Origin of the sequence: Paenibacillus sp. 7516 (assembly GCF_002272715.1) — a bacterium.
GTDB lineage: Bacteria > Bacillota > Bacilli > Paenibacillales > Paenibacillaceae > Paenibacillus > Paenibacillus illinoisensis_A.
Genome location: NZ_NPBI01000013.1, coordinates 35,050 through 58,806 on the forward strand (window position 1 = coordinate 35,050; position 23,757 = coordinate 58,806).

The following is a 23,757-nucleotide window of genomic DNA, read 5'->3' on the forward strand; positions in this document are numbered from 1 at the left end:
AAAGTTGAAGTTGAATTTACAGCGGAAAGAGAGGATTGGCATGTATGGATTAACGAAAGATTTTATACGGAACGGCGGAGCATTTATGGTTCTGGAAAAAGCAGAAGGACTACGGATGGACGAATTAAGCCGTGTACAGACGGGGATGATGTCCTCCAATGATATTCCCCGCCTGCTTCCCCTCCACATTCGTGAGATGGATCGCAATGTTACTCTTCAATATGATATTTCCGGCTATAAAATGTTATCCCAGTTCCTAAAGGCAGGCAAAATTAAACTGCGTGTGCTGTACGGTCTATTGTTTCAACTCGCAGACACCTTCACGGAATGCCGTCAATACATGCTTGAACCCCGTAAGCTGATGCTGCAGGAAGAGAGCATATTTGTAAAAGGTTCACTGGAGCAAGGGGAGCTGGGCATGGTTTATGTACCGATTCAGCATTCTGTGGTTGTGGATCCGACTCCGGGGCAATTTCGTGAACTGGTCATCCGGCTGATGGCTCGTGTGCAGGAGTTGCAGGGTGAAGGCATTCAGCGGGTTCTGCAGCTATGTGATGACGAACGGTGGGATGTTGGACAGCTGCGGGAATTGTTATTGGAACTCTACGCGGATGAACAAGCGGGGCCCGGTAGCTCTACATTTTTGTCTTCTCGTGTGAACGAATCAAGAGAGAATGGGACTGTGATCGCACGTACTGCTAATGTTGAATCTGAACCTGAGCATCCTCAATTGGCACGTCTTCATAGGCAATATGACCAATCGAAGCGTGACCAAGACAATATGCAGGCTGAAAGGTACTCCAATTCTCGTCAACAGTCGGATCAAGTATTAGAACAGGAAGGGGCAAACAGTAACAGGTTGAGTCCAAACTTCCTGAGCACACGTCCTTCTAGAGAAGTCTCGTCTCCTTTTACAGACAGGACCGATCCAGCAGTGAACAAATCGAACGAAATTACATTTGATGAGAACATGGAAATGGAACAAAAGACTGGAACGTCGAAAGTGACGTATATTATTCTTATTTGCATGGTCGGTATAGCCTTGGTATGGAGATTCGCTTACATGGAGCAGCCCGGGCAGGCACCAATGATAATATCCATCGTTCTAAGTGTCGCCTTACTTGCGGTTGCTGGCTGGGCTTGGATTAGCAAAGGAAAATTCGGCATATCCAAAACGGTAGGGCTTAAAAGGATTGATCAAGCTTCATTTCTTAAATTAGGTCATAAGCGAATTAAAAATGAAGAGGAATCAGAAGAACTATATCAGGAGAGCTGGCGCTGGAACCAATCAGAGCCGAAAACTGACAATGACCCACCCGCACAGGGGTATGCGAGTGTTGCCAGTACAACTCTGAATTCACGCTTTCAACAATTACATACCGAACCAGAATCAGAATCAGAGTCAGAATCATCACCCATGATCCAACAGCAGTTCGATCATATTACTGCACCAACGTCTGAGCTGATTCGGACTCCATCTGGAACGGAGGCAACAGTAAATCTGCAAAATATGACTGGGGAAGCAGCAAAGGGCGTCGGTCCAGTAACACCATCCTATTATCTGGAACGCCGTTTAGGGGCAAGTAACCGGAATGAGCGGATGGATGTACAGGGAGCCTCTTTTGTCATAGGCAGATCGGCAGAGATGGTTCAATGGGTGGATTCAACAACCGGTGTGTCCCGTGCTCATGTGGAATTGAGCCGGAACAAATCGGGCTATGTCATTAAGGATCTGGGTTCTGTGAATGGCACCATTCTGCAGGGGAAGCCTCTTGCACCTTATAAAGAATATCCGCTGGAAGACGGGGATACCTTCATGTTGGCAGAATCCGTCTATACCTACCGTTCAGTCGGATAATCCGCGATGTTTCAAGTCTTCCAGGGCATCGGTTAAGGTTGGGAAGGTGAATTCGAACCCGTGATCCAGCGCCTTCTGCGGAATGACACGCTGCCCCTGAAGCAATACAACAGAGAGTTCTCCGACCACTGCTTTAATCAGGAAACCGGGGACCGGGAACCAGTGTGGACGATGATAGACCTTGCCAACTGTGCGTCCAAACTCGTCATTGGTTACGGGATTCGGAGCGGATGCATTCACCGGACCCGAGATTTCCTTATTATGTATCGTAAAATCAATAAGCCTTACAATATCCAATATGTGTATCCAGGTCGTCCACTGTTTGCCACTGCCAATTTTGCCACCTACACCAAGCATATATGGCAGCTTCATTAACGGAAAGGCTCCTCTTTTATGACCAAGTACGAGGCTGACACGAATTTTGACCAGTCTCACATCCTGGATGGCATCTGCAGCAATCTCCCATTGCTCGGCAACCCGGGACGGAAAGTTCATTGATTTTTGCGGGGAACTTTCATCAAATGTCTCCGACGGAGAGGTTCCGTATATAGCCATGGCGGATGCCTGCACGACAACCTCCGGTTTATGTTCAAGTTTAGCCAGCAGCCGGGCTACCTTGGACACCGTCGTTACCCTCGATTCCACAATTTCCAGCTTGGCCTTGGTCGTCCAGCGCTGATTCAGCGTTTCCCCGGCAAGGTTCACCAGAGCATCCAAACCTTCCAGTAGATGAGGTCTTTCTTCAAGCTGTTCCCAAGATATATATGTAAGGCGTTCACCGGGATCATGAAGATCAGGCAGTTTGCGCGTGATAATCTGAACCTGATGACCTGCTTGCAGCCAGTAATCTACGAGTGCACTTCCTACAAATCCTGTTCCTCCACATATGGCAATTTTCATGCTTCAGCCCTCCTGTATTGTGAAATTCATATATGGCGGATCAACAAACAGCCCCGGCGGTAAGTAATGCCTGTCTGCGAATGACTTACCTGATGGAGCTCGTGTGTTGGAGATGAGTATGCGATTCCGTCCACAATGGAAACTTCTTTTATTTATTCATCAGATGTTTATAAGGCGAGTAATCAATTTGGTTTTTCTCCAAAAATTTGACCAGAAACTTATTATCACGCTTCGGTGTGGCTATAATGTATCCTTTGATGCAGTGATCTCGGGACACCTCGGTTGCCTTGTTTTCAACAGCAATTTTACCAATCTCTGCTGCAATTGAATGTTTGGCGATGTCACGAAACGGACCAGGCACGGGCTCTACGAGTTGATCCAGAAAAGCCTTGGCCTCATCCGTCCACAGATGGCGGCTTGTTTCAACCCAGTAATTTTGCCAATCCAGTTTGGATTTGCCGTCCACTTTTGGGAGCACTTTCAAAAACTTGCGCATCATAAAAAATCCACCGATACACATGCTGCCAAGCAAAAGAAAAGTCCAGAATGCGATCGTATTCATAAACCAATTGCTGGGGGAACTGCTGACGAACGTCATAGCGTAGGAGCCGAAAATCATTGCGGAGTCACCTCGGTTCATTGATTTTCACGGAAAGACGGATTCCGCCCACCATGTTCCAAATTGGCTGTAAAAAATAGCCTATAACCCGAATTATAGCGCATTTCTAGATTTATTTCGATAATCGCGTTAGAATAAGGGATAATTCAGAAAAAGGGGGATCAATGATGCTGAAAATCGGCTCCCATGTGTCCTTTTCGGACAAGGGATTATTGAGTGCAACGAAGGAAGCGTCCTCGTACGGTTCCAGTTCGTTTATGATATATACGGGTGCACCGCAGAATACGCGCCGCAAGCCTATTGAGTCCATGTATATCGAGGAAGGCAAGCTTGCCATGCAAGAAGGCGGAATGGAAGATATTGTTGTCCATGCGCCATACATTATTAACCTTGGTTCCTACAAAGAAAACACGTATGAACTGGCAGTAAGCTTCCTTCAGGAAGAAATTCGCCGCACGCATGCCATTGGTGTCAAAAATATTGTGCTGCATCCCGGCGCTTTTACGGATAAGGATGCTCATTATGGGATTGGGCGTATTGCCGAAGGGCTTAATGAAGTGCTCGACGGTGTCAAAGAGACCGATGTGAAGATTGCTCTTGAAACAATGGCTGGCAAAGGGACCGAAATGGGCCGCAGCTTCGAAGAGATCGCACAGATCATGGAGAAGGTTACGCACAACGAACGTCTCGCTGTATGTATGGATACATGCCATATTCATGATGCAGGCTATGATATCGTGAATGATCTGGATGGTGTGCTTGAGCAGTTTGATCGCACAGTAGGGCTTGACCGCATTACCGTAATGCATATTAATGATAGTAAGAATGCTGTAGGTGCTCGTAAGGACCGTCATACACCAATTGGTTCTGGCTGGATTGGTTTTGAAGCGATTAACCGCATCGTTCATCACGAGGCACTTCAAGGACGTCCATTTATTCTGGAGACACCTTGGATTGGAAAGGAAGCCAAGACACAACGCCCGATGTATGAGGTGGAAATTGCATTGCTTCGTGGAGATGTGAGTGGCCGGTTTGGTCCGGAATTCCTGACAGAGGTGGAGCAGCTGCAGCACTTCTTCCAAGGGAAAGAGATCGACTCGCGTTCCTATATTCTCGACGTTTGGACGCTGCTCAAGAATGATGCAAAAGCCAAAAAGGCTGATCCGCGTGAACCGCTGGAGCGGTTGTATGATCTGGTTGCGGAAGCAGCGTTGTTCCCACATTTGAACGAAGAGCAAGTGAATCATCGTTTGATCGCCTGGCTTGCAGGAAAAGAACTGCTGGTCACGGCTTAATTGAAGGAGGAAGAATACCCCGATGGAGATTCATGCAAAACAAGCACGCCCTGATTCCAAAAACCGCGCCGATCGGGCGCGGATGCTTATTTCCTGTCCGGACGGTCCAGGAATTGTAGCTGCCGTATCGCATTTCCTGCACCAGCATGGTGCTAACATTGTCCAGTCTGACCAGTACACCATGGACCCGTCTGGCGGCATGTTTTTCATGCGTATTGAATTCGATCTCCCGGAACTCACAGCAAGTCTGGCCAAGCTGGAAGCTGATTTTGCTGAAGTAGCCGAACGCTTCAAGATGGAGTGGTCTCTCTCTGCGGTTAGCCGCAAGAAGAAACTGGCTATTTTTGTATCCAAGGAAGATCATTGTCTGGTTGAACTGCTGTGGCAATGGCAAGCCGGAGACCTTGATGCTGATATCGCTCTCGTGGTAAGCAACCACTTGGATATGAAGGATTACGTGGAATCATTCGGCATTCCTTATCATCATATTCCGGTAACGGCTGATACGAAAAAGGAAGCCGAGCAGCGTCAGCTGGACGTCATCGGTAACGATATTGATGTCATTATTCTTGCGCGTTATATGCAGATTATCTCTCCAATGTTCATCGAACATTACCGCAACCGGATTATTAATATCCACCATTCCTTCCTTCCGGCTTTTGTCGGTGGTAAACCGTATGCTCAGGCGTACAATCGTGGTGTTAAAATTATCGGAGCAACAGCACATTATGTGACCGAAGAACTGGACGGCGGGCCGATTATCGAGCAGGACGTTCAGCGTGTAAGCCATGGAGATGACGTGACCGAATTGAAACGGATCGGACGTACCATTGAGCGCGTTGTACTTGCACGTGCGGTTAAATGGCATGTTGAAGACCGGATTCTGGTTCACGAAAACAAAACTGTTGTATTTTAGCTTGATGCTTTAATACTGTGCAAGGTTGATTCGGGACCATATGAATCGGCCCTGACCATGATAAGAAAGGCGACTTCCTATTTGTGAGTTGAATGGGAATCGCCTTTTTGTCGTTTCCATATCCGTCCGCAGACGCCAAGGAGGATACCAAATAGAAGGTGTCCGAGGATCCAAAGCGATATGGCCTTGGAATCCATTAAGCCTGGAACTCGTTCAGATAATAGAGAGAGCGGAATATACAGCAGGGAAGAGAACGCACCGAGCAAAACGCCTTTCACCAAAGGGAAATCGAAACGTTGAATCGACCAGAAGTAGAGGAGGCCGATGATTACAGAAACAAGAAGATGGAGCGTGAATTCAAACCATTCAGGCAATATGGACGGAAGCCAGGGCACAAAATCGACATTTAGCAGAAGGGTATATACCTTTTCGCCCGTGTAAGCCTGAACCACTTTAAGAAAAAAACCAAGGAATAAGCCGGTGATGATGCCTGTTAACGTCCCTGAAATCCAGGGTAATGGATGATTTGACGACTTTTGCTGCATAGCTTGTGGTCCTGGCATGCGGCAAGCCTCCTTTCTTTCTGAGAGTAACACAGCCGTAGGGATTTCGAATCAGAAACATGAGCGATTCCATATGAAAAAAACTTCGAGTTGTAAAAAGTGTATGGTTTTCCGGTTAGAGGTTATACTTCATCCGATGGATTAGCGAGGCTTGCCAAGCCGGACATGGGCTTAGATGCTCTACCGAACACCTTTTATTCTGCGCAGGAATAAACCCGACTCACCCACAAACAACCGAATTTTCCGGAACTTCTAAAAGAGGTTATGGAAAAGCTTCACGCCAAGTGATACAATACAAAAGTGAATAAGTCAAAATGAAACATTCAAGCGGATTCACTTATTGTTATATACGGTTTGCTTGTATGATGAGAGGGATTCGCTTGCGCACCCGACTTATCTAAAGACATGAGGAGGACAAACCATGACTGACAAGAACGAAGCGATTCAAAAGGACGAGAACAACACAATCGACAACCTGTCGATTACAACTGTACGTACTCTGGCAATTGATGCAATCGAGAAAGCAAAATCGGGACACCCGGGAATGCCTATGGGCTCCGCTCCAATGGGGTACCAACTTTTTGCAAAAACGATGACACATAACCCGGACCACCCAACTTGGGTTAACCGGGACCGTTTTGTGCTGTCTGCAGGACATGGTTCCATGCTGCTGTACAGCTTGCTGCACCTGAGCGGCTACGATCTTCCTATGGAAGAATTGAAACAATTCCGCCAATGGGGAAGCAAAACTCCGGGTCACCCGGAATTCGGACATACTGCAGGTGTTGACGCTACGACTGGCCCACTGGGTCAAGGTATTGCAATGGCTGTAGGTATGGCTATGGCTGAAGCACAACTGGGCGCGACATACAACAAGGATAAATTCAACGTTATCGACCACTACACTTATGCAATCTGTGGTGACGGTGACCTCATGGAAGGCGTATCCCACGAAGCAGCTTCCCTTGCTGGACGTCTGCACCTGGGTAAACTGATCATGTTGTTCGACTCCAACGACATCACGCTTGATGGTGAGTTGAACCTGTCTTCTTCCGAAAGCATCGCAAAACGCTTCGAAGCTTATGGCTGGCAAGTGCTGCGCGTAGAAGATGGTAACGATCTGCCTGCAATCGAAAAAGCAATTCAGGAAGGACAAGCAGATACACTGCGTCCTACACTGATCGAAGTAAAAACGGTTATCGGTTATGGTAGCCCGAACAAACAAGGTAAAGGCGGCCACGGCGGTACTCACGGTTCCCCACTGGGTGCTGACGAAGCGAAACTGACCAAAGAATTTTACAAATGGGTTTACGAGGAAGATTTCCACGTACCAGCTGAAGTTCGCGATCACTTTGCTCAAGTCAAAGATCGTGGTATCTCCGCAAACAAAGCTTGGGACGAGAAATTCGCCGAGTACAAAAAAGCATTCCCTGAGCTGGCAGCTCAGTTCGAAACAGCAATCAACGGTGACCTTCCAGAAGGTTGGGACCGCGACCTGCCTAAATATGCTGCAACAGACAAAGCTCTTTCCACTCGTGTTGCTTCCGGTAATGCACTGAATGGTTTGGCGCACAACGTGCCACATCTGACTGGTGGATCTGCTGACTTGGAAAGCTCCACAATGACACACCTGAACAACATTGCAAACTTTGCTCCAGAAGATTACTCTGGCCGCAACATCTACTTCGGTATCCGTGAATTCGGTATGGCTGGAGCAATGAACGGTATGGCACTGCACAGCGGTGTGAAAGTATTCGGTGGTACATTCTTCGTGTTCACTGACTACCTGCGTCCGGCTGTTCGTCTGGCTGCCCTGATGGGTCTGCCTGTGACATACGTTCTGACTCACGACAGTATCGCTGTTGGTGAAGATGGTCCTACGCATGAACCAATTGAGCAACTCGCGTCCCTGCGTATCATTCCTAACCTGACAGTAATTCGTCCGGCTGACGGTAATGAAACATCTGCTGCATGGGCTTATGCGCTTGAGAACAAGAACAACCCGGTAGCACTTGTACTCACTCGTCAAAACTTGCCGATTCTGGAAGGAACAGTAGAAGGCTCCCGTGAGAACGTTAAACGCGGCGCTTATGTTGTTTCGGATGCAAAAGACGGCAAAGCAGTAGCACAAATCATCGCTACAGGTTCCGAAGTGCAATTGGCTGTCAAAGCTCAAGCTGCACTGGCTGAACAAGGTATCCAAGTTCGTGTAATCAGCATGCCGAGCTGGGATCTGTTCGAGAAACAGGACAAAGCTTATAAAGAGTCCGTTCTGCTTCCGGATGTTAAAGCTCGTCTGGCCATTGAAATGGCTTATCCAATGGGCTGGGAGAAATATGTTGGCGATCAAGGCGACATTCTCGGAATCAGCACATTCGGTGCTTCCGCGCCTGGCGACCGTGTTATCGAAGAGTATGGCTTCACAGTCGATAACGTGGTTAGCCGCGTAAAAGCATTGCTGTAATAGCTTGAAAAACGCTGCTGCGAATGGAACAGTCTAATCTGTTCTGTTCGTGGCAGCAAAGTTATTTCCGGCAGAGTAAGGATGAGGATTCATCCTGATCTGTTTTGCCTTTTGTTTTCATTAACTTCAGGGGGAGCGGGTACGCATGTCACAGTTTGATCAAGTCAGTGTAGTGAAAGAGGCCAACATTTATTATGATGGCCAGGTAACCAGCAGAACGGTTATTTTGGGGGATGGCAGCAAAGTGACTCTGGGCATCATGCTCCCAGGCAGCTATGAGTTCGGTACAGATTCCCGTGAAATCATGGAGATTCTGTCCGGCGATCTGAGAGTATTGCTTCCCGGAGAAGAAGATTGGCAAGAGATTCAAGGTCAAGCTACGTTCCACGTGCCTGCCGAATCCAAATTCAAACTGGAGATACGCAGCGTTACCGACTACTGCTGCTCGTACCCGGCGGAATAATACAAGAAGGGTAGCCAAAACCTGCAATCAGCAGGTTTGGTTTACCCTTTTTGCTTCTTGAATTTGAAGTGACAAAGTTCAAGCTGCAAGCTTGTCAGCCCCGTGGATTTGAAGTATCCTTATGCTAAGTTGTTTGAATGGAAAACGGAAAAATAAGCTACCGATATCAGGAGGTTTTTAGATCATGGCAAAAAAAGTGAAGTTTGATTACAGCACTGCCTTGCAATTTGTAAACCAGCATGAAGTGGACTATTTCGCTGAACCGATTCGTCTGGCTCACGAGCAGCTCCACAACGGAACAGGAACCGGATCCGATTACCTGGGCTGGATTGACCTGCCAACCGCTTATGACAAGGAAGAATTCTCCCGCATTCAAAAAGCGGCTGCCAAAATCCAAAGTGATTCCGAAGTTCTGATCGTTATCGGTATCGGTGGTTCATACCTGGGTGCACGCGCAGCGATTGAAATGCTGACACACTCTTTCTATAACAACCTGCCAAAAGATAAACGCAAAACGCCTGAAATCTATTTCGCAGGAAACAATATCAGTTCCACCTATGTAACTCATTTGCTGGATCTGGTAGAAGGCAAAGACTTCTCCGTGAACGTTATCTCCAAATCCGGTACGACAACCGAGCCAGCCATTGCTTTCCGTATCTTCCGTGCTGCACTGGAGAAAAAATACGGTAAAGAAGAAGCACGCAAACGTATCTATGCTACAACAGACAAAGAGCGCGGCGCACTGAAAAAACTGGCGAACGAAGAAGGTTACGAGTCTTTCGTTATTCCGGATGATGTAGGTGGACGTTACTCCGTACTGACAGCAGTAGGCTTGCTGCCGATTGCTACAGCTGGCATTAACATCGAAGAAATGATGCAAGGTGCAGCTGACGCATCCAAAGAATACAGCAACCCGAATGTAGCTGAGAATGAAGCATATCAATATGCTGCTGTTCGTAACGCATTGTACCGCAAAGGTAAAGGAACAGAAATCCTCGTAAACTACGAGCCATCCCTGCACTTTGTATCCGAGTGGTGGAAACAGCTTTACGGAGAGAGTGAAGGTAAAGATTACAAAGGAATCTATCCTGCATCCGTAGATTTCTCCACGGACTTGCACTCCATGGGTCAATTCATCCAGGAAGGAAGCCGGAACATTTTCGAAACCGTCATTCAGGTAGCTGAAGTATCCGAGCATATCTCGATCGAAGCCGATCCGGATGACCTCGATGGTCTGAACTTCCTAGAAGGCAAAACAATGGACTTCGTCAACAAAAAAGCGTTCCAAGGCACGCTGCTTGCACATACAGATGGCCAAGTTCCAAACCTGATTGTGAATATTCCGGATATGTCTCCATATTCTTTCGGATATCTGGTATACTTCTTTGAAAAAGCATGCGGCATCAGCGGATATCTGCTGGGCGTCAACCCGTTTGACCAACCAGGAGTAGAAGCTTACAAGAAAAATATGTTCGCATTGCTGGGCAAACCAGGCTTTGAAGAAGAGAAAGCAGCGCTTGAAGCGAGACTTTCTGAATAATTCATGGTTTGACTCATATAGTTAAATAAAGCATGTGTAATGACACTCGGGTTTCATTGTGAGGTACAATGCAGTGATCCCCGGATGTTTAAACCAAGGCAGTTCATCCGCGTCCGCGCGGGGAACTGCTTTCTTGTAAAATGGATTAAATCGGAAAGTTGGATTGAAATGCTTGAACGTTATCGCACGGTTCGAGGACCGGGCAATCTGGAAATTGTCATCAAGAAGTCGCGTTTCATCGGTCATATTATGCCAGTTACAACGGAAGAAGAAGCAGTTGCTTTTATTGATGAAATCAAGAAGAAACACTGGAATGCCACTCATAACTGTTCCGCCTACATGATAGGAGAGAGAGATGAGATCCAGAAGCAATCCGATGACGGGGAACCAAGCGGAACTGCAGGGAAACCCATTCTTGAAGTCATCAAAAATCAGCAACTGAAAAATGTGGCTATTGTGGTTACACGGTATTTTGGGGGAATCATGCTTGGGGCTGGCGGTTTAATCCGTGCATATACGGATGGCGCTGTAGCGGCTATTGAAGCTGGAGAGGCCATAACCAAAGTGCTTCATCGTGAAGTGTTTGTAGAACTGGATTATACGTGGCTGGGAAAAGTGGAAAATGAATTAAGAAGCCGGGAAGTCCGTACGGGTGAAACTGGATTCACCGATAAGGTTACGTTGACTTGTCTTCCGCCGGATAGTGAAACCGAGGCATTTATCGCCTGGATCACGGATTTGACGCAAGGGCAATCCCGGATCACGGAGGGACAGCGGCTTTATTTTATTGAAGGGGAATAAAATATATGGCTAGAAGAGCAGTCGAACAAGAGTTGTCGAGGGAGCGGATCCTGGAGGCGGCGAGACATCTTTTTATTACCAAAGGATACCGCGCCATTTCGATGCGAAGCATCGGCCAGCATCTGGGCTATAGTCATGGGTCGCTGTATTATCATTTTAAGGAAAAGGCAGAATTGTTCTATGCCATTGTGGTAGAAGATTTCAATCATCTGGGACATTTGTTGCTGCAAGCCATGGTCAGGCCAGTCGTGGGCGGTATGAGCAAGGTAGAGCATATCATGTTGGAATTCATTCGTTTTGGTCTGGAGAATCCGTATCAATACGAGATTATGTTCATGATTCGGGATGAGGAGCTGTTATCCTATTGTCGTACGGAGCAGGGAAGATGCTTCGAATTGTTTGCTTCCATTGTCAGGCAGTACATGAACGAGGAAGGCTGTACGGATGAGGATATCCAATGTGTGCCGCGCACACTGTTTTTGTCCATGCACGGATTTATATCGTATTATATTCAGGATCGTGTAACGTTTGCTGAGATTGAATCGTCGGCATTATCTCACGTCAAAGTACTATGCCGCAATCTATAACACCAGCCTGGCGTCCTATTAAAGGCGCTTTTGTCGCACTCCTATACTTCAGGGCGGTGAATTGTCATAACATTAATTCTTTATAACGTTGTCTCGCGAAAGTTTATTAGCGCGAAAGACCAAGACAGGCGGATCGTAGCCCTAAATCAGGGTTGTCCGCCTGTTTGCGTTTGGCTGAATTAACCTTCCATGATCTTGATAAAATATTCCCGCTCACGAGGGCCGTCGAATTCGCTGAAATAAATCCCCTGCCATCTGCCGAGTAATAATCGGCCTTCATGAATAATCACCGTTTGAGATGGACCGGTTGTGATTGATTTCAGGTGGGAAGCGGTATTCCCCTCAGCATGTCGATATTGGGGATGTTCCCAAGGATACACTTCGTCCAGACGAAGCAGCACATCATGTTTAACATCCGGGTCGGCATTTTCATTAATGGCAATACCTCCTGTCGTATGGGGACAATAGACAAGTACAGTTCCATTTTGTACACCGCTATTGCGGACAACCTGCTCTACTTCTCTGGTAATATCCTTGATTTCATCCCGTCTGGAGGTCGATATTTTTTTCGTATATAACATCTGGCAGCACTCCTTATCCTCATAAATTCTCTTCTAGATTGTACCTTAACCATTCCAATTCAAACAAACCACGATTCACGGATAAAATGGTTAACAAATCATCTGCTAAACACCCAAATTATATACAATAAAAGCATTGACGGTAAGCACTGCAAACTGGTAAAGTATCAGATAAGCAAAAAACCAAGTAGACTAATGGGAATAATATTAAAGAAATATAATCCAACTTAGGAACATGAATGTACCAAAGCAGGGAGACTGCCGACCGGATATGGAACCGGAGGCTGGGAGGGAATGCAGCAATGAATACCGTTCTTCGTCACAAGGGATGGACTTGGGGATTCCGCAGTACTGTATTGCTATATTTTATTGTACTCATCGTGCTTCCGATTATCGGTGTGTACTTCAATTCCTTCTCTGAAGGATGGAGCAATTTTGCCGAGAGCGTCATGGATCCAATCGCGTGGAAAGCCGTATTGCTGACCGTTCGACTGGCTGTTGTCGCCACACTGATTAACGTGGTACTGGGCACCATGATTGCCTGGGTGCTTACGCGTTATCGTTTCTTTGGGAGATCGTTTCTCAATAGTCTCGTAGATCTGCCCTTTGCACTTCCTACTGCAGTTGGCGGATTAATGATTATGCTGCTGCTTGGACCGGTCAGCGCTGTAGGCAAGCTGGCTGAAACCATGGGAATTGAAATCGTGTTTCATCAGCCTGCGATCGTCATTGCGATGACCTTTGTTACATTTCCATTCGTGATTCGTGCGGTGCAGCCGCTGCTGGAGGAGATCGACCCTTCTGAGGAAGAGGCCTCCTATACGATGGGTGCATCGAAGGCGCGTACGTTCAGGCAGGTTATTCTGCCTTCTATGGCTCCAGGCATGATTAGCGGTGGTATGCTTGCTTTCTCCAGAGCACTTGCAGAGTTTGGAGCAGTTGTGCTGGTGGCGGGCAACATCCCGGGCAGGACGCTGACCGCTTCCGTGTTTATCTATGGCGAGATTGAAAGTGACAATCCTACGGGCGCAGCGGCTGTATCCGTACTGCTCCTCACGCTCTCTTTCCTGATCCTCTGGCTGATTAATCTGGTGCAGATGCGGGGGAGAAAACGATGAGACGGCTATTAATTGGACTTACGTTTGCGGTATTCATTGTGCTTCTGATTATTCCTTTGGGACGCATTTTGATCGGAGCATTTGAAGACGGTGCAGGAGGCTTCCTGGATGGGCTGATGCGCCCTGAGGCGCTGCATGCCTTGATGATGACCGGACTTGTGGTGCTGGTCGTCACGCTGTTAAATACATTGTTTGGCATTATGATGGCCATTTACCTCGTTCGTGCCGGATGGCTTAGTGATCGAATCAAAGGATTGCTAAACAGCATCGTGGACCTGCCTTATGCGGTGTCCCCCGTCATTGGCGGGTTAATGATTGTATTGCTGCTCGGGCCGAACAGCATTATGGGTGGCTTTTTTGAAGGAATCGGCTTCAATGTAGTCTACGCCTTCCCGGGTATGGTCATTGCAACGCTGTTTGTCACATTCCCGCTGATGGTCAGAGAGGTTATGCCGGTCCTCCAGGAACTCGGTTCGCAGCAGGAAGAGGCGGCTTCAACGCTTGGCGCGTATGGGTGGAGAACGTTCTGGAGTGTCACCTGGCCTTCCATCCGCTGGGCTGTCGTATACGGGCTTGTACTTACCGTTGCACGATCGCTTGGAGAGTTCGGTGCAGTGCTGGTGGTGTCGGGCAATATTATGAACAGAACGCAGACGGCAACAACGCTTGTTTATCAGGATGTTGAGAATTTTAATGTCTCTGCCGCAAATGGTGTGGCATTGGTACTGGTTACCTTCTCCGTTGGGCTGCTGCTCATGATGGAATGGGCCAAGAAGCGAAAGGAAGTGCATTGAGATGCATGTGGAAGTCCGTGATCTGAACAAACATTTCGGTCAATTTCATGCGGTAAAGGATGTCTCGTTCGATATTGCCAAAGGCCATCTGATCGGTCTGCTGGGACCCAGTGGAGGAGGCAAAACGTCTATTCTGCGCATGCTCGCCGGTCTGGAAAACCCGGACTCCGGAGAGATTCGCTTTCACGGCAAGGTTGTGAATCATCTGCCTCCGCAGGAGCGGGGAATCGGGTTTGTTTTTCAGAACTATGCCTTGTTCAAACACATGACTGTTTTTGATAATATCGCTTTTGGACTTAAGGTCAAAAAGACACCCAAAGCCCAGATTCGCGATCGGGTCATGGAACTTGTTGAGCTGACCGGCCTAAAAGGTTTTGAACAGCGCTATCCGCATCAACTGTCCGGTGGACAGCGTCAGCGTGTCGCATTTGCCAGAGCTTTGGCTCCTGAGCCGCAGCTGCTGCTGCTGGATGAGCCTTTTGCCGCCATCGATGCCAAGATTCGCCAAGAGCTGCGTTCATGGTTGAGAGAGTTAATTGAGCGGGTCGGCATTACCTCGATATTTGTAACACATGACCAGGATGAAGCGATCGAAGTTGCAGATGAGATCATGATTATCAGCCAAGGCCGTTTAGAGCAAAAAGGAACACCGTGGGATATCTACAAAAATCCGCAGACTCCATTTGTGGCAACCTTTATTGGTGAATCCACCGTTGTGGAGGATGCCTCGCAGCTTAAAGGCTTCGAACATGCGGTAGAAGGAGATCATACACGTGCCTTGATCAGGCCCGAGTATATCGAGATTGGTCTGAAAAACGAATTCTCCATGCTGTCCGCTACGGAAAAGGGCACGGTGAAGCATCTTCATTTCCGCGGTAGTGAGTGGATGGTGGAAGTCGAGGTACAGGGCCACAAGCTGATCACCTATCGTTCACTTGAGAAAACGACACTGGAGATTGGTCAACAGATCCGGGTGCTTGTGCACCGCGCTTATCTGTTTAATGACACGGATAGCTGGGTTGTCGAGAATCGTTTGAAGGAAGATCCAATGCCGGTCATGATCTAAAATGCACTCGAAAGAGAGGCTGCCCCATGCAGACGATGAAGAAGAAAAAAATACTCCTATACGCTGCCCTTATGCTTCTGCTCGTCTGCATGACCGTAGGCTGCAGCAATCAGGAAGCGGAAGGCGAACAGAACGGACCCTCTGCAGCTGAACAATCCAATACGCTTGTCATTGGTGCATACAGTGTAGCCAAGGATGCTGTCGGAGAGCTGCTGCCCAAGTTCAAAGAGGAATGGAAAGCCAAAACCGGACAGACGGTCAATTTCCAGGAGTCCTATGAAGCCTCAGGTACTCAAGCAAGGGCCATTGTTGGTGGATTCGAGGCTGATGTGGCACTGCTCGCTATGGAAAGTGACATCGATAAACTGGTCAAGGCCGACCTCGTGAGCTCCGATTGGAAACAAACGCCGAATGACGGCATGATTACCCGTTCGATTGTTGTTCTTGGAACAAGGGATGGCAACCCGCTGGGGATTCGTGATTTTGAGGATTTGACCAAGCCGGGAGTCAAGGTGCTGTACCCCAATCCCAAAACGTCAGGCGGGGCCCAATGGGATATCAATGCGATCTACGGGGCTGGGCTGAAGATGTCGGAAGAAAAGGGCCAGAAGGACCCTGCCGCTGCCAAAGCGTTTCTGGAGAAGGTGCATGAAAATGTCGAGTCGCTGGATAAGAGCGGCCGATCTTCCATGGCAGCCTTTGAATATGGCGTCGGCGATGTCATCGTGACTTATGAGAATGAATTGCTTGCCCGTATTGCCCAGGGTGTTAAATACGATATCGTTGTACCGAAGAATACAATCCTGATTGAAAATCCAGCGGTAGTGGTGGATAAATATGCGGATAAACATGGGAATAGGGAGTTGGCAGAGGCCTTTGTGGACTACCTGCGAACTCCGGAGGCTCAGCGCATATTTGCCAAGCATGGTTTTCGTTCGGTAGACCCGAATGTATTTGCCGAGACTGAATCTACGTTTCCAACACCTGAAGGTCTGTTTGATATCCATTACCTTGGTGGGTGGGACGAAGTGCGCAGTACATTGTACTCCAAACGGGGAGTTTGGTATCAGGTGCTGGCGGGATTATAGTAAAATCTAAAAATCGTGTAGGTATCTTCAGTTTAACTCTTATCAGCTGGCTGAATATTTCGGTCCGTTGTTAACTTCATACATTATTGAAATTGCCTCCCCATGGTTAGATCATTTCTAGCCATGGGGAGGCAATTTGCAGTAAGAGGAGTGGATGATAGAATTTTCCTAGATATATTCTTATTTGTGGCTTGGATTCAAGTGAATAAAAAATAACTCAGCAAAGTTCTCTTCTTTTTCATATTCCATACGAGTAAAGGTGAGATTATCTCCAAAATTAGATATAGGTGTGTAATCGCCTTGTTTTTGGACTAATCGTTGCTTGTTTCCTGTTGTTAAATCTACAGCCATAATGTAAGGGGACTGTTTGTAAATGAGTAGATTTTCATATATAAAAGGGGTATACCCACCGAGTAGCGAACTGTCGTGAACAATTGAATAGGTCAATTGTTTCGTTTTTCTATCTAAGATTTCGGTTTTGCTCTCCATTGTTAATACAATCCATTGTTCATTTGCTGTAAAATCGTAAATCTCTTCACGATCTTTAACAATAACTTCGGGTTCGGAACGATCTTTAGGATACAAAACAATGTCAAACCGTTTTATATTATTTGCACCTTTATTTTCAAAAACCGTTTGTTGTATCAATAACCCCTCATCAATAGGTCTTTGTAAATCAAGGAAAACGCCCTCTCTGTCCTTTGTTTGTTCATTTAGAATTTGTGTGGCTACCTTGGTCTTGATCCCGGTTTTTACATTGTATATATAGGCTTCGCTCTTCACGATGTGATCGGTGATTTTCTTCTCTATCCAGCTTATCTCATCTTGAGTGGATCTCAACACTGGGACGGCAATCTGATCTTCGCTAATCCCTTCAGCAAAAACAACAGGATCTGCATCAAGATCATCGCGTTTCATCTGTTTGATCTTCCATGGGGTATTATTATCTGTTGCGTTGGATGGATTCTCCACCCAAAATAAGTCATTTCCAACGGATAGCAGGGTATTAATAATCATGCCTTTAGCAGCACGGTAACGCGAGACATAGGTATTCTTTTTTGTGTCAAACTCAATGATTTCCATCTCGATCTCTTCTGTTGTAGAAAAATCTCTGCTAAAAATAACGATACCATCTTCATTTTTATAGCTGGAAACGATAGTATTACGTTCTAAAATATCATTTTCAATCATTACTGACTCCACGGTGAAGGGAAGTTTAAATGCAATATCAGGTTTAGCTTGTGGCAATTCAGGTGCAGTTGCCGTTTGAGATGAGTCTTTTAAATTGTTTTTAGGTATAGATTCCATTGTGGTTGAAGAGGAGGAAGGTTTGTGCTGTTCTGTAGCTTGATTTGCTGGAGAAGAGTCGTTACAGGCTGTGAGCAGTAACGTAAGCAAAAGGATGATATAAAAAAAAATACATGCATATCTTACATTCATGTTGAAGCCTCCTGTAGAGTAGTAAAGAAGGGAAGAATGCTCCCCTTCTTCTAACGTACTTTTACCAAATGATCGCTTGTCTAAAGTGGTTTTGATTAGCTTTCCATACATTCTCAAGTGTATACCATTTATTGCCAAATGTCTTCCCTCTATTTCCTTGATCATACGGATCGGTGAGTCTTACTTTTGCATCACTTGTTCTAAAATCATAACCTGAAACATTTATTATATGTCCGCTTACAGTACCTGTATAGTTTTCTAATTCACTTCCAGTAATTTTCAAATCCAACACTGCTGGATGGTAGTTATCTGAAGAGTACATGACAGCATACTTCCATGAGTCAAGTGAAAGTGATGTAGAATACGAATAAGTGTATTTTGATTGCAGATTATTTAGTACATCATCAACGACTGTAAAGTCAGTCCCATCTTTTGTGGTGCCTAATTTCTGTGCATAAAATGATTGTGACTCTGAACCGCCATTCAAGTAATTTAATACTTGCTTAGTTGTAGCAGGACCACACCAATAGGTCGTTTCTTGTTTAAATGGTGTTACGCCCACCGTTTGTAAATCACCTAGCCCTAAGATTTGAAATTTACTTTCAGCTTTATTCTTATACAGCTCTAAATCTTTTAATTTTTGTTCCAGAACTTGTTGTTGTCTTACGGTCGGGATGTCCTTCGTAGGTGTTGGATCATCACCAGTACCTGCAGCTAGAGCGCTTGATGCCAGAAGACCAGTGAGAATCAGAGTGAAAGTAGTACTTTTTAGAACTTTGCCAAATTTCATGATAAATCCTCCCCCAATTAATTTGAATAATTCAACTTAGTCCGGACAACTATATATTATATTTTTTGGAATGTTTTGTAAATATTTTTATTTTGTTCTATTTAAAAATAAGAGAAACTATCCTTTGTTAGACTTTACAATACCCAGAATGCAAGTGACGCCCGACACTTTGTTTTGGCTAAAGGGACAGAGTATAATGAATAACAGGCAGGTTTCTTTAGGAAGGTGAGAGATGATGAGTACAGAGATCAAATTATCCCAAAGTACGGCCATTCGCCTGGAACAGGCCCGTGGCAAAGGCATGCCTGAAGACCAAATACTACAAGCCATCAAGGCCAAGGACGTGGCAGCTTTTGATGCCGTTTCCGAAGAGCACTACAAGTATGATGATTTTTTCTCATATGCAGATGAACATGGTGAAAATCTGGAAGCGGCCGTTCAAGAGGGTTACCGAATTGCTTTCAATACCCGGGGCGGGCTGGGTATCTGGATCGAGAAGGCTTTTGCTTTACAACCGGAGCGTGATTTCACGGTCGGTGAGGGCGTAGTAACCGGCCTGAAGTTGAAGCCGGAGCAGGCAGAAGTGCTGGCGAAGCGCCTGGCATCAAATTGGGTCATTACCGATTCGAGAGATGTGCCCGAGGGTCAGGAATTGACCTTGAAATTGCGTGCCTTGGTCTAGGCGACAAGCGGGCCAAGTAGAAGTTACATACGCTGACTACATGTAGTCAGAGATCAGGCTTTCCCTAGTGCAGGATTAGAACTGCATAGGGAGAGCTTTTTTTTGCAAAAGCAGGGGGCGAGGATATACAATTTAGGAAACTGAACTTCTTGGAAAGTACAGCATCGGATAGAGAGGGGGTCACTGTATTGAATCAGCTCACATTTCTGGGAACCGGGGATGCCATGGGCGTACCGCGTGTATACTGTGATTGCGCAGTTTGCACGGAGGCCCGTCAGACCGGGATCAACCAGCGTAAACGTTCTTCTGTTCTAATCCATTCAGATGGCGCAGCCGAACCGTTTATGATAGACTGCGGACCAGACTGGAGATCACAGATGGAGGATCAGGGATTGCGTATGGTTCATACGTTATTGGTGACACATGCGCATTTTGACCATATTGGAGGTTTGCCGGAATGGGCGGATGCCTGCCGCTGGCTGGGGGTTAAGGGCAGCTTGTACGCACCGCGCGAAGTAATCACCACCATTCAGGGGCAATTTCCTTGGCTAAGCGCGCACATGAACTTTCTGGAAACGGATGATGATATCCAGCTTGGCGGTTGGAACGTGCACTCCTGGAAGGTCTGCCATGGTAAAAACGGTTATTCCTATGCATATCGGCTTGAGCGGGAAGGGTACAGCTGGGCGTATTGTTCGGATGCCATCGATCTGAAGGAAGCAGAGAAGAAGCCGCTGTACGGGTTGGATCTGCTGGTGCTCGGAACGAGCTTTGTCCATGAGCTTGCGGAATTCTCAACACGATCCGTTTACGACATGCGTGAGGCGCAGGAACTGCTGCGGGAACTGAAACCGGGGCGCACCTATTTTACCCATATGTCTCATGACGTGGATGTACAGCAAAACTACGATCTGGATCCAGGTATTACGCTGGCAGCTACAGGCATGAAGGTACCTTTGGGCAGCGTTTAAGTTAGAACCTATTTGGAATATAAAAAAATAAATACAGAAGAGCGTATCCTTTACCGGAGGTTCTTCGTTTACATAGTGTAAGACCACAAGAGCAAGTCATCGAAAAAGCATGACATGAAGCAAGATCAATCAGGAACCAACAAAGGGGGGCCCCAAACATGGCCTTTGTGAAGTCCGTGGATTGCAGAATCAACAGACCACATGATCATCGTAACCAACTCAAACCAACTACCCAGACTGGTCATCAAGCTGAATACAGCGTGGAACAGATGATGGAAAGTGTGCTGCCGGATCTGATGAGCAGTCTCTACGCTTATTGTCTGTCTCTGACCGGTTCAACCTGGGAGGCCGAGGATCTGGTTCAGGATACCTGCGTGAAAATGCTGGCTTCTTCGGCTATGCAGTCCTGTAGTACAAAGCAAGAGATGAACTGGGAAGCCTATCTGATCCGGATTGCGCGCAACACATGGATTGACGTCATACGGAAGCGGGAGAAGCTCGCTTGTAAATTGGATAGCCTGAAACCATTTATGCAAGAATGTGCGGAAGAGGAGCGATTCGAAGAGATCGAGTCTGCTGTTCAGATCCTTGTCAATGAGCTGCCGCCATGGCAGCGAGCGATATATGTATTACGTGACTTAATGGGTTATACGACGGCAGAGACTGCGGAGATGCTGGATACATCAGAAGGAGCGGTCAAAGCCGCGCTGAATCGCGCCAGATCTACTCTGGAACGCGTCAGACGAAGCCGTCTGGAAACGGAAGGCGAAGCAGCGAGTGGCGCAGATGAAGATTCAGTGAGCGCAGAGCAGCTGCGAAGTTATTTGATGGCTTTTCGCAGTGGAGATACGGCGCGTCTGATTGATCTGTGCCTGAACCGTACGGATGATCCGGTGGCCGTGGCAGGAACGATTCTGCAGCAGTCTTTGCCGTCTTCATCAACGCAGCCAATGATGCACGGATATTCCAATTCCGGCATGACTTCAATGATGTATGGAGGAGGATATGCCGCGCTCATGGTTGCGTAAACCGGGAGGCGACAAGCATGAACCATGTACCTTATGTAGTTGAACAGACAGCCCGCGGTGAGCGGAGCTATGATATTTATTCACGATTGCTGAAAGATCGAATCATTATGGTGTCCGGGGAGATTGAGGACCAGATGGCAAATGCCATTGTGGCCCAGCTTCTGTTTTTGACCGCAGAGGACCCCGAAAAGGATATCCAGATGTACATCAACAGTCCAGGCGGATCTGTTACAGCCGGATTCTCAATCTATGATACGATGCAATTTGTGAAGCCGGATATTTCAACGATCTGCACTGGCATGGCCGCGAGTTTTGGTACGATTCTGCTGGTAGGGGGAACCAAAGGAAAACGGCTCGCTCTGCCGAACAGTGAGATTATGATCCATCAACCGCATGGGGGTACGCGCGGGCAGGCATCGGATATGCTGATTCATGCCAACCGGATCATTCAGCACCGTCAGCGGCTCAACGAGCTGTTAGCGAACCATACAGGCCAACCGCTGGAGCGCATCGAGAGAGATTCGGATCGCGATTATTTCCTGACCGCAGCGGAAGCGGTGGAATATGGACTGGTGGACAAAGTAATATCCAGAACAGCAGATTAAGCAAGTAGCCCTATAATTTACACCTTAAAACATCTAAAAAGCCCGGAAGGTCATATGTGATCTTCTGGGCTCTTTGGTTCGTTTACTGTAGTTTCACTGTAATGCCAGCAGTGGTTGCCATAGCCATAATCAATTGAAGCATACGAGCTAATTCATCCTTTTAACTAGTTCCATGAGTCGGTTCATCCCTTCGCGAATCTGCTGTTCGTGTGTATAGGAGAAGGACAAACGCAGCTTGCGACTGGCGGAAGCGTCCGAAGGATCGAATACCGTTCCGGGGACAAACGCCACAGAATGTTCCATGCATTGGTGAAGCAATCGTCCAGTATCGATGCCTTCTGGAAGCTCCGCCCAGATGTTAAGTCCGCCCTCAGGCCGGGTCCAATTCCAGTCTGTTTCTTGCAGGCACTTTTCCATGACTTCCATCCGTAATTGTATGGCGGTACGCAGCTTCGACAGATGCTGATGCATGCGCGGAGATTGAAAGTAACGGAGAAACAGCTTCTGGTTCAGAAGGGGAGTTCCGTTATCAGCCAGTGCTTTAACCGCCTGCAGTCCTGGCATAAACCGGGGACGGCACATAATGGCCGCAATACGCAGACCTGGCGCAACATATTTGCTGTAGCTGCGAATGTAGAGCGTGTGTCCTGTCGTATCGTACGTAAAGATTGGTGCCGGAGGTTTCTCTTTAAAATAAATATCGTACGTGCTGTCATCTTCAACGAGAAAGCATCCATATTGTTCGGCTAGCTCGGGAAGCTGTTTCCGCTGTTCGGTTGGAATATTAATTCCGGTCGGATTCTGGAAGGTTGGCGTCATGTAAAATACGCGGGGCTTCTCTGTCTTCATCAGATGCTCAATCTGTTCCAGATCATAACCCGCCGGGTGTATATCCGTGAAGATCAGGCGTGCACCCTGTTTCCGGAAAATTTCCATGGCAGGGCCGTATGTCGGCCTTTCCATCAGGACACGGTCGCCAGGTCTGACCAGGCTTCGAGAGATCAGATCAATGGCCTGCTGCGCTCCTGTGGTAATGAGTACTTCTTCTGCTGAGATGTAAAATCGTTCTTTCAGTGTTAGATGGCTTGCCAGCGCACTACGCAGTTCTACATCACCCTGAATGGTTGAATACGTACCGAGCAGCCGGGGATACTGATCCAGCAAATCCCGCATGAGTTCCCCCCAGTAACGGTTAGGGAGCAGGGCGGGATCAATCAGTGACTTCGAAAACTGATATTCCGCTTCAAGGGATTGCACGCGCGCGAGTGAGTCCCAGTGCAGCCAGGCGGATACAGCAGGGTCATCTGCCTGGTCAGCTACCGGAGAAGGATCGGCTGGGCTGACATAATAACCGGACTTATCCTTAACGTATACATTCCCGCGTTCCTTCAGTTCCTGATAGGCTTTGAACACCGTAAGCCGATGTACACCGAGCTGCTCGGACAGGCTTCGCACTGAAGGGAGCTTTTCATGTTCGGCCCACTCTCCCGCCTCAATACGCACCACGAGAAAATGAACGACCTGTTCATATAGTTTAAGGCTGTTATCTGTCATCAACATGGCTTTGCCCACCCGACTCACGCTCCTT

The 23,757-nt window shown here is 47.2% G+C and carries 23 protein-coding genes; 16 read left to right on the forward strand and 7 right to left on the reverse strand.

Annotated features, from left to right (window positions below; translation table 11 throughout):
* Positions 1–10 precede the first annotated feature (10 nt).
* Positions 11–1,858, forward strand: coding sequence for a DUF6382 domain-containing protein (locus CHI14_RS14355; protein WP_141236682.1), 1,848 nt, complete (start codon positions 11–13; stop codon positions 1,856–1,858).
* On the opposite strand, the gene CHI14_RS14360 is transcribed toward CHI14_RS14355, so the two are convergent.
* Both CHI14_RS14360 and CHI14_RS14365 read right to left on the reverse strand, forming a co-directional pair.
* Positions 1,847–2,758: a TIGR01777 family oxidoreductase gene (locus tag CHI14_RS14360; protein WP_095289197.1), complete on the reverse strand. Its 912-nt coding sequence runs from the start codon at positions 2,756–2,758 to the stop codon at positions 1,847–1,849. The genes CHI14_RS14355 and CHI14_RS14360 overlap by 12 nt on opposite strands.
* A 148-nt stretch (positions 2,759–2,906) precedes the next feature.
* Positions 2,907–3,377 (reverse strand): DUF2621 domain-containing protein, encoded by a 471-nt coding sequence (locus CHI14_RS14365; protein WP_095289198.1) that lies wholly within the window; start codon positions 3,375–3,377, stop codon positions 2,907–2,909.
* Between the two features lie 167 nt (positions 3,378–3,544).
* Between CHI14_RS14365 and CHI14_RS14370 the strand changes: the two genes are divergently transcribed.
* Positions 3,545–4,672, forward strand: a complete 1,128-nt coding sequence (locus CHI14_RS14370; RefSeq protein WP_095289199.1) for a deoxyribonuclease IV — start codon at positions 3,545–3,547, stop codon at positions 4,670–4,672.
* A gap of 22 nt (positions 4,673–4,694) precedes the next feature.
* A complete protein-coding gene (gene purU / locus CHI14_RS14375) occupies positions 4,695–5,588 on the forward strand; it encodes a formyltetrahydrofolate deformylase (RefSeq protein WP_095289200.1) in 894 nt (297 codons plus the stop codon).
* A gap of 77 nt (positions 5,589–5,665) precedes the next feature.
* Here purU and CHI14_RS14380 read toward each other — a convergent pair whose 3' ends face one another.
* Complete coding sequence (locus CHI14_RS14380; protein WP_095289201.1) at positions 5,666–6,151, reverse strand: hypothetical protein; 486 nt, start codon at positions 6,149–6,151, stop codon at positions 5,666–5,668.
* A gap of 421 nt (positions 6,152–6,572) precedes the next feature.
* Between CHI14_RS14380 and tkt the strand changes: the two genes are divergently transcribed.
* From tkt to CHI14_RS14405, 5 genes are all read left to right on the forward strand, one after another.
* Positions 6,573–8,615, forward strand: coding sequence for a transketolase (gene tkt / locus CHI14_RS14385; RefSeq protein ID WP_095289202.1), 2,043 nt, complete (start codon positions 6,573–6,575; stop codon positions 8,613–8,615).
* Positions 8,616–8,760: 145 nt separating this feature from the next.
* Positions 8,761–9,078, forward strand: a complete 318-nt coding sequence (ppnP, locus tag CHI14_RS14390) for a pyrimidine/purine nucleoside phosphorylase (protein WP_095289203.1) — start codon at positions 8,761–8,763, stop codon at positions 9,076–9,078.
* Between the two features lie 184 nt (positions 9,079–9,262).
* Complete coding sequence (locus CHI14_RS14395; RefSeq protein WP_095289204.1) at positions 9,263–10,618, forward strand: glucose-6-phosphate isomerase; 1,356 nt, start codon at positions 9,263–9,265, stop codon at positions 10,616–10,618.
* Positions 10,619–10,786: 168 nt separating this feature from the next.
* A complete protein-coding gene (locus tag CHI14_RS14400; RefSeq protein WP_095289361.1) occupies positions 10,787–11,419 on the forward strand; it encodes a YigZ family protein in 633 nt (210 codons plus the stop codon).
* A 5-nt stretch (positions 11,420–11,424) separates the two neighbouring features.
* A complete protein-coding gene (locus tag CHI14_RS14405) occupies positions 11,425–12,006 on the forward strand; it encodes a TetR/AcrR family transcriptional regulator (RefSeq protein ID WP_095289205.1) in 582 nt (193 codons plus the stop codon).
* A 179-nt stretch (positions 12,007–12,185) separates the two neighbouring features.
* Here the strand turns inward: CHI14_RS14405 and CHI14_RS14410 are convergent, their stop codons facing one another.
* Complete coding sequence (locus CHI14_RS14410) at positions 12,186–12,587, reverse strand: secondary thiamine-phosphate synthase enzyme YjbQ (protein WP_095289206.1); 402 nt, start codon at positions 12,585–12,587, stop codon at positions 12,186–12,188.
* Between the two features lie 302 nt (positions 12,588–12,889).
* Here CHI14_RS14410 and cysT point away from each other — a divergent pair, with 302 nt between their 5' ends.
* The 4 genes from cysT to CHI14_RS14430 are packed head-to-tail and all read left to right on the forward strand — an operon-like array spanning position 12,890 to position 16,653.
* Positions 12,890–13,705, forward strand: coding sequence for a sulfate ABC transporter permease subunit CysT (gene cysT, locus CHI14_RS14415; protein ID WP_095289207.1), 816 nt, complete (start codon positions 12,890–12,892; stop codon positions 13,703–13,705).
* Positions 13,702–14,499: a sulfate ABC transporter permease subunit gene (locus tag CHI14_RS14420; RefSeq protein WP_095289208.1), complete on the forward strand. Its 798-nt coding sequence runs from the start codon at positions 13,702–13,704 to the stop codon at positions 14,497–14,499. The genes cysT and CHI14_RS14420 overlap by 4 nt, the downstream gene beginning before the upstream one ends.
* 1 nt (position 14,500) lies before the next feature.
* On the forward strand, positions 14,501–15,565 hold the full coding sequence (locus CHI14_RS14425) for a sulfate/molybdate ABC transporter ATP-binding protein (RefSeq protein ID WP_095289209.1): 1,065 nt from the start codon (positions 14,501–14,503) through the stop codon (positions 15,563–15,565).
* Between the two features lie 35 nt (positions 15,566–15,600).
* The gene (locus CHI14_RS14430) at positions 15,601–16,653 is read left to right on the forward strand and encodes a sulfate ABC transporter substrate-binding protein (protein WP_481856413.1); all 1,053 of its coding nucleotides are present in this window, start codon (positions 15,601–15,603) and stop codon (positions 16,651–16,653) included.
* 180 nt (positions 16,654–16,833) lie between these two features.
* Here CHI14_RS14430 and CHI14_RS14435 read toward each other — a convergent pair whose 3' ends face one another.
* Together CHI14_RS14435 and CHI14_RS14440 are read right to left on the reverse strand one after the other, a co-directional pair.
* Complete coding sequence (locus tag CHI14_RS14435; protein ID WP_095289211.1) at positions 16,834–18,093, reverse strand: hypothetical protein; 1,260 nt, start codon at positions 18,091–18,093, stop codon at positions 16,834–16,836.
* 61 nt (positions 18,094–18,154) lie between these two features.
* Positions 18,155–18,883, reverse strand: coding sequence for a C39 family peptidase (locus tag CHI14_RS14440; RefSeq protein WP_095289212.1), 729 nt, complete (start codon positions 18,881–18,883; stop codon positions 18,155–18,157).
* Between the two features lie 235 nt (positions 18,884–19,118).
* On the opposite strand from CHI14_RS14440, the gene CHI14_RS14445 reads away from it, so the two are divergent.
* From CHI14_RS14445 to clpP, 4 genes are all read left to right on the forward strand, one after another.
* Complete coding sequence (locus CHI14_RS14445) at positions 19,119–19,565, forward strand: hypothetical protein (protein WP_095289362.1); 447 nt, start codon at positions 19,119–19,121, stop codon at positions 19,563–19,565.
* A 188-nt stretch (positions 19,566–19,753) separates the two neighbouring features.
* A complete protein-coding gene (locus tag CHI14_RS14450; RefSeq protein WP_095289213.1) occupies positions 19,754–20,536 on the forward strand; it encodes an MBL fold metallo-hydrolase in 783 nt (260 codons plus the stop codon).
* A gap of 158 nt (positions 20,537–20,694) precedes the next feature.
* On the forward strand, positions 20,695–21,564 hold the full coding sequence (locus CHI14_RS14455; protein ID WP_095289214.1) for an RNA polymerase sigma factor: 870 nt from the start codon (positions 20,695–20,697) through the stop codon (positions 21,562–21,564).
* A 17-nt stretch (positions 21,565–21,581) separates the two neighbouring features.
* Positions 21,582–22,169, forward strand: a complete 588-nt coding sequence (gene clpP, locus CHI14_RS14460) for an ATP-dependent Clp endopeptidase proteolytic subunit ClpP (RefSeq protein ID WP_095289215.1) — start codon at positions 21,582–21,584, stop codon at positions 22,167–22,169.
* A gap of 147 nt (positions 22,170–22,316) precedes the next feature.
* Here the strand turns inward: clpP and CHI14_RS14465 are convergent, their stop codons facing one another.
* A complete protein-coding gene (locus CHI14_RS14465; protein WP_249281112.1) occupies positions 22,317–23,741 on the reverse strand; it encodes an aminotransferase-like domain-containing protein in 1,425 nt (474 codons plus the stop codon).
* Positions 23,742–23,757 lie beyond the last annotated feature (16 nt).

Bases quoted from the DNA above. Each gene is read 5' to 3' on its own strand.
- CHI14_RS14395 (WP_095289204.1), top strand. From the start codon at position 9,263: ATGGCAAAAAAAGTGAAGTTTGATTACAGCACTGCCTTGCAATTTGTA.
- clpP (WP_095289215.1), top strand. From the start codon at position 21,582: ATGAACCATGTACCTTATGTAGTTGAACAGACAGCCCGCGGTGAGCGG.
- CHI14_RS14455 (WP_095289214.1), top strand. From the start codon at position 20,695: ATGGCCTTTGTGAAGTCCGTGGATTGCAGAATCAACAGACCACATGAT.
- CHI14_RS14400 (WP_095289361.1), top strand. From the start codon at position 10,787: ATGCTTGAACGTTATCGCACGGTTCGAGGACCGGGCAATCTGGAAATT.
- CHI14_RS14405 (WP_095289205.1), top strand. From the start codon at position 11,425: ATGGCTAGAAGAGCAGTCGAACAAGAGTTGTCGAGGGAGCGGATCCTG.
- CHI14_RS14420 (WP_095289208.1), top strand. From the start codon at position 13,702: ATGAGACGGCTATTAATTGGACTTACGTTTGCGGTATTCATTGTGCTT.
- CHI14_RS14435 (WP_095289211.1), bottom strand. From the start codon at position 18,093: ATGAATGTAAGATATGCATGTATTTTTTTTTATATCATCCTTTTGCTT.
- CHI14_RS14360 (WP_095289197.1), bottom strand. From the start codon at position 2,758: ATGAAAATTGCCATATGTGGAGGAACAGGATTTGTAGGAAGTGCACTC.
- tkt (WP_095289202.1), top strand. From the start codon at position 6,573: ATGACTGACAAGAACGAAGCGATTCAAAAGGACGAGAACAACACAATC.
- cysT (WP_095289207.1), top strand. From the start codon at position 12,890: ATGAATACCGTTCTTCGTCACAAGGGATGGACTTGGGGATTCCGCAGT.
- CHI14_RS14425 (WP_095289209.1), top strand. From the start codon at position 14,501: ATGCATGTGGAAGTCCGTGATCTGAACAAACATTTCGGTCAATTTCAT.
- CHI14_RS14380 (WP_095289201.1), bottom strand. From the start codon at position 6,151: ATGCCAGGACCACAAGCTATGCAGCAAAAGTCGTCAAATCATCCATTA.
- purU (WP_095289200.1), top strand. From the start codon at position 4,695: ATGGAGATTCATGCAAAACAAGCACGCCCTGATTCCAAAAACCGCGCC.
- ppnP (WP_095289203.1), top strand. From the start codon at position 8,761: ATGTCACAGTTTGATCAAGTCAGTGTAGTGAAAGAGGCCAACATTTAT.
- CHI14_RS14365 (WP_095289198.1), bottom strand. From the start codon at position 3,377: ATGATTTTCGGCTCCTACGCTATGACGTTCGTCAGCAGTTCCCCCAGC.
- CHI14_RS14445 (WP_095289362.1), top strand. From the start codon at position 19,119: ATGAGTACAGAGATCAAATTATCCCAAAGTACGGCCATTCGCCTGGAA.
- CHI14_RS14410 (WP_095289206.1), bottom strand. From the start codon at position 12,587: ATGTTATATACGAAAAAAATATCGACCTCCAGACGGGATGAAATCAAG.
- CHI14_RS14430 (WP_481856413.1), top strand. From the start codon at position 15,601: ATGAAGAAGAAAAAAATACTCCTATACGCTGCCCTTATGCTTCTGCTC.
- CHI14_RS14370 (WP_095289199.1), top strand. From the start codon at position 3,545: ATGCTGAAAATCGGCTCCCATGTGTCCTTTTCGGACAAGGGATTATTG.
- CHI14_RS14440 (WP_095289212.1), bottom strand. From the start codon at position 18,883: ATGAAATTTGGCAAAGTTCTAAAAAGTACTACTTTCACTCTGATTCTC.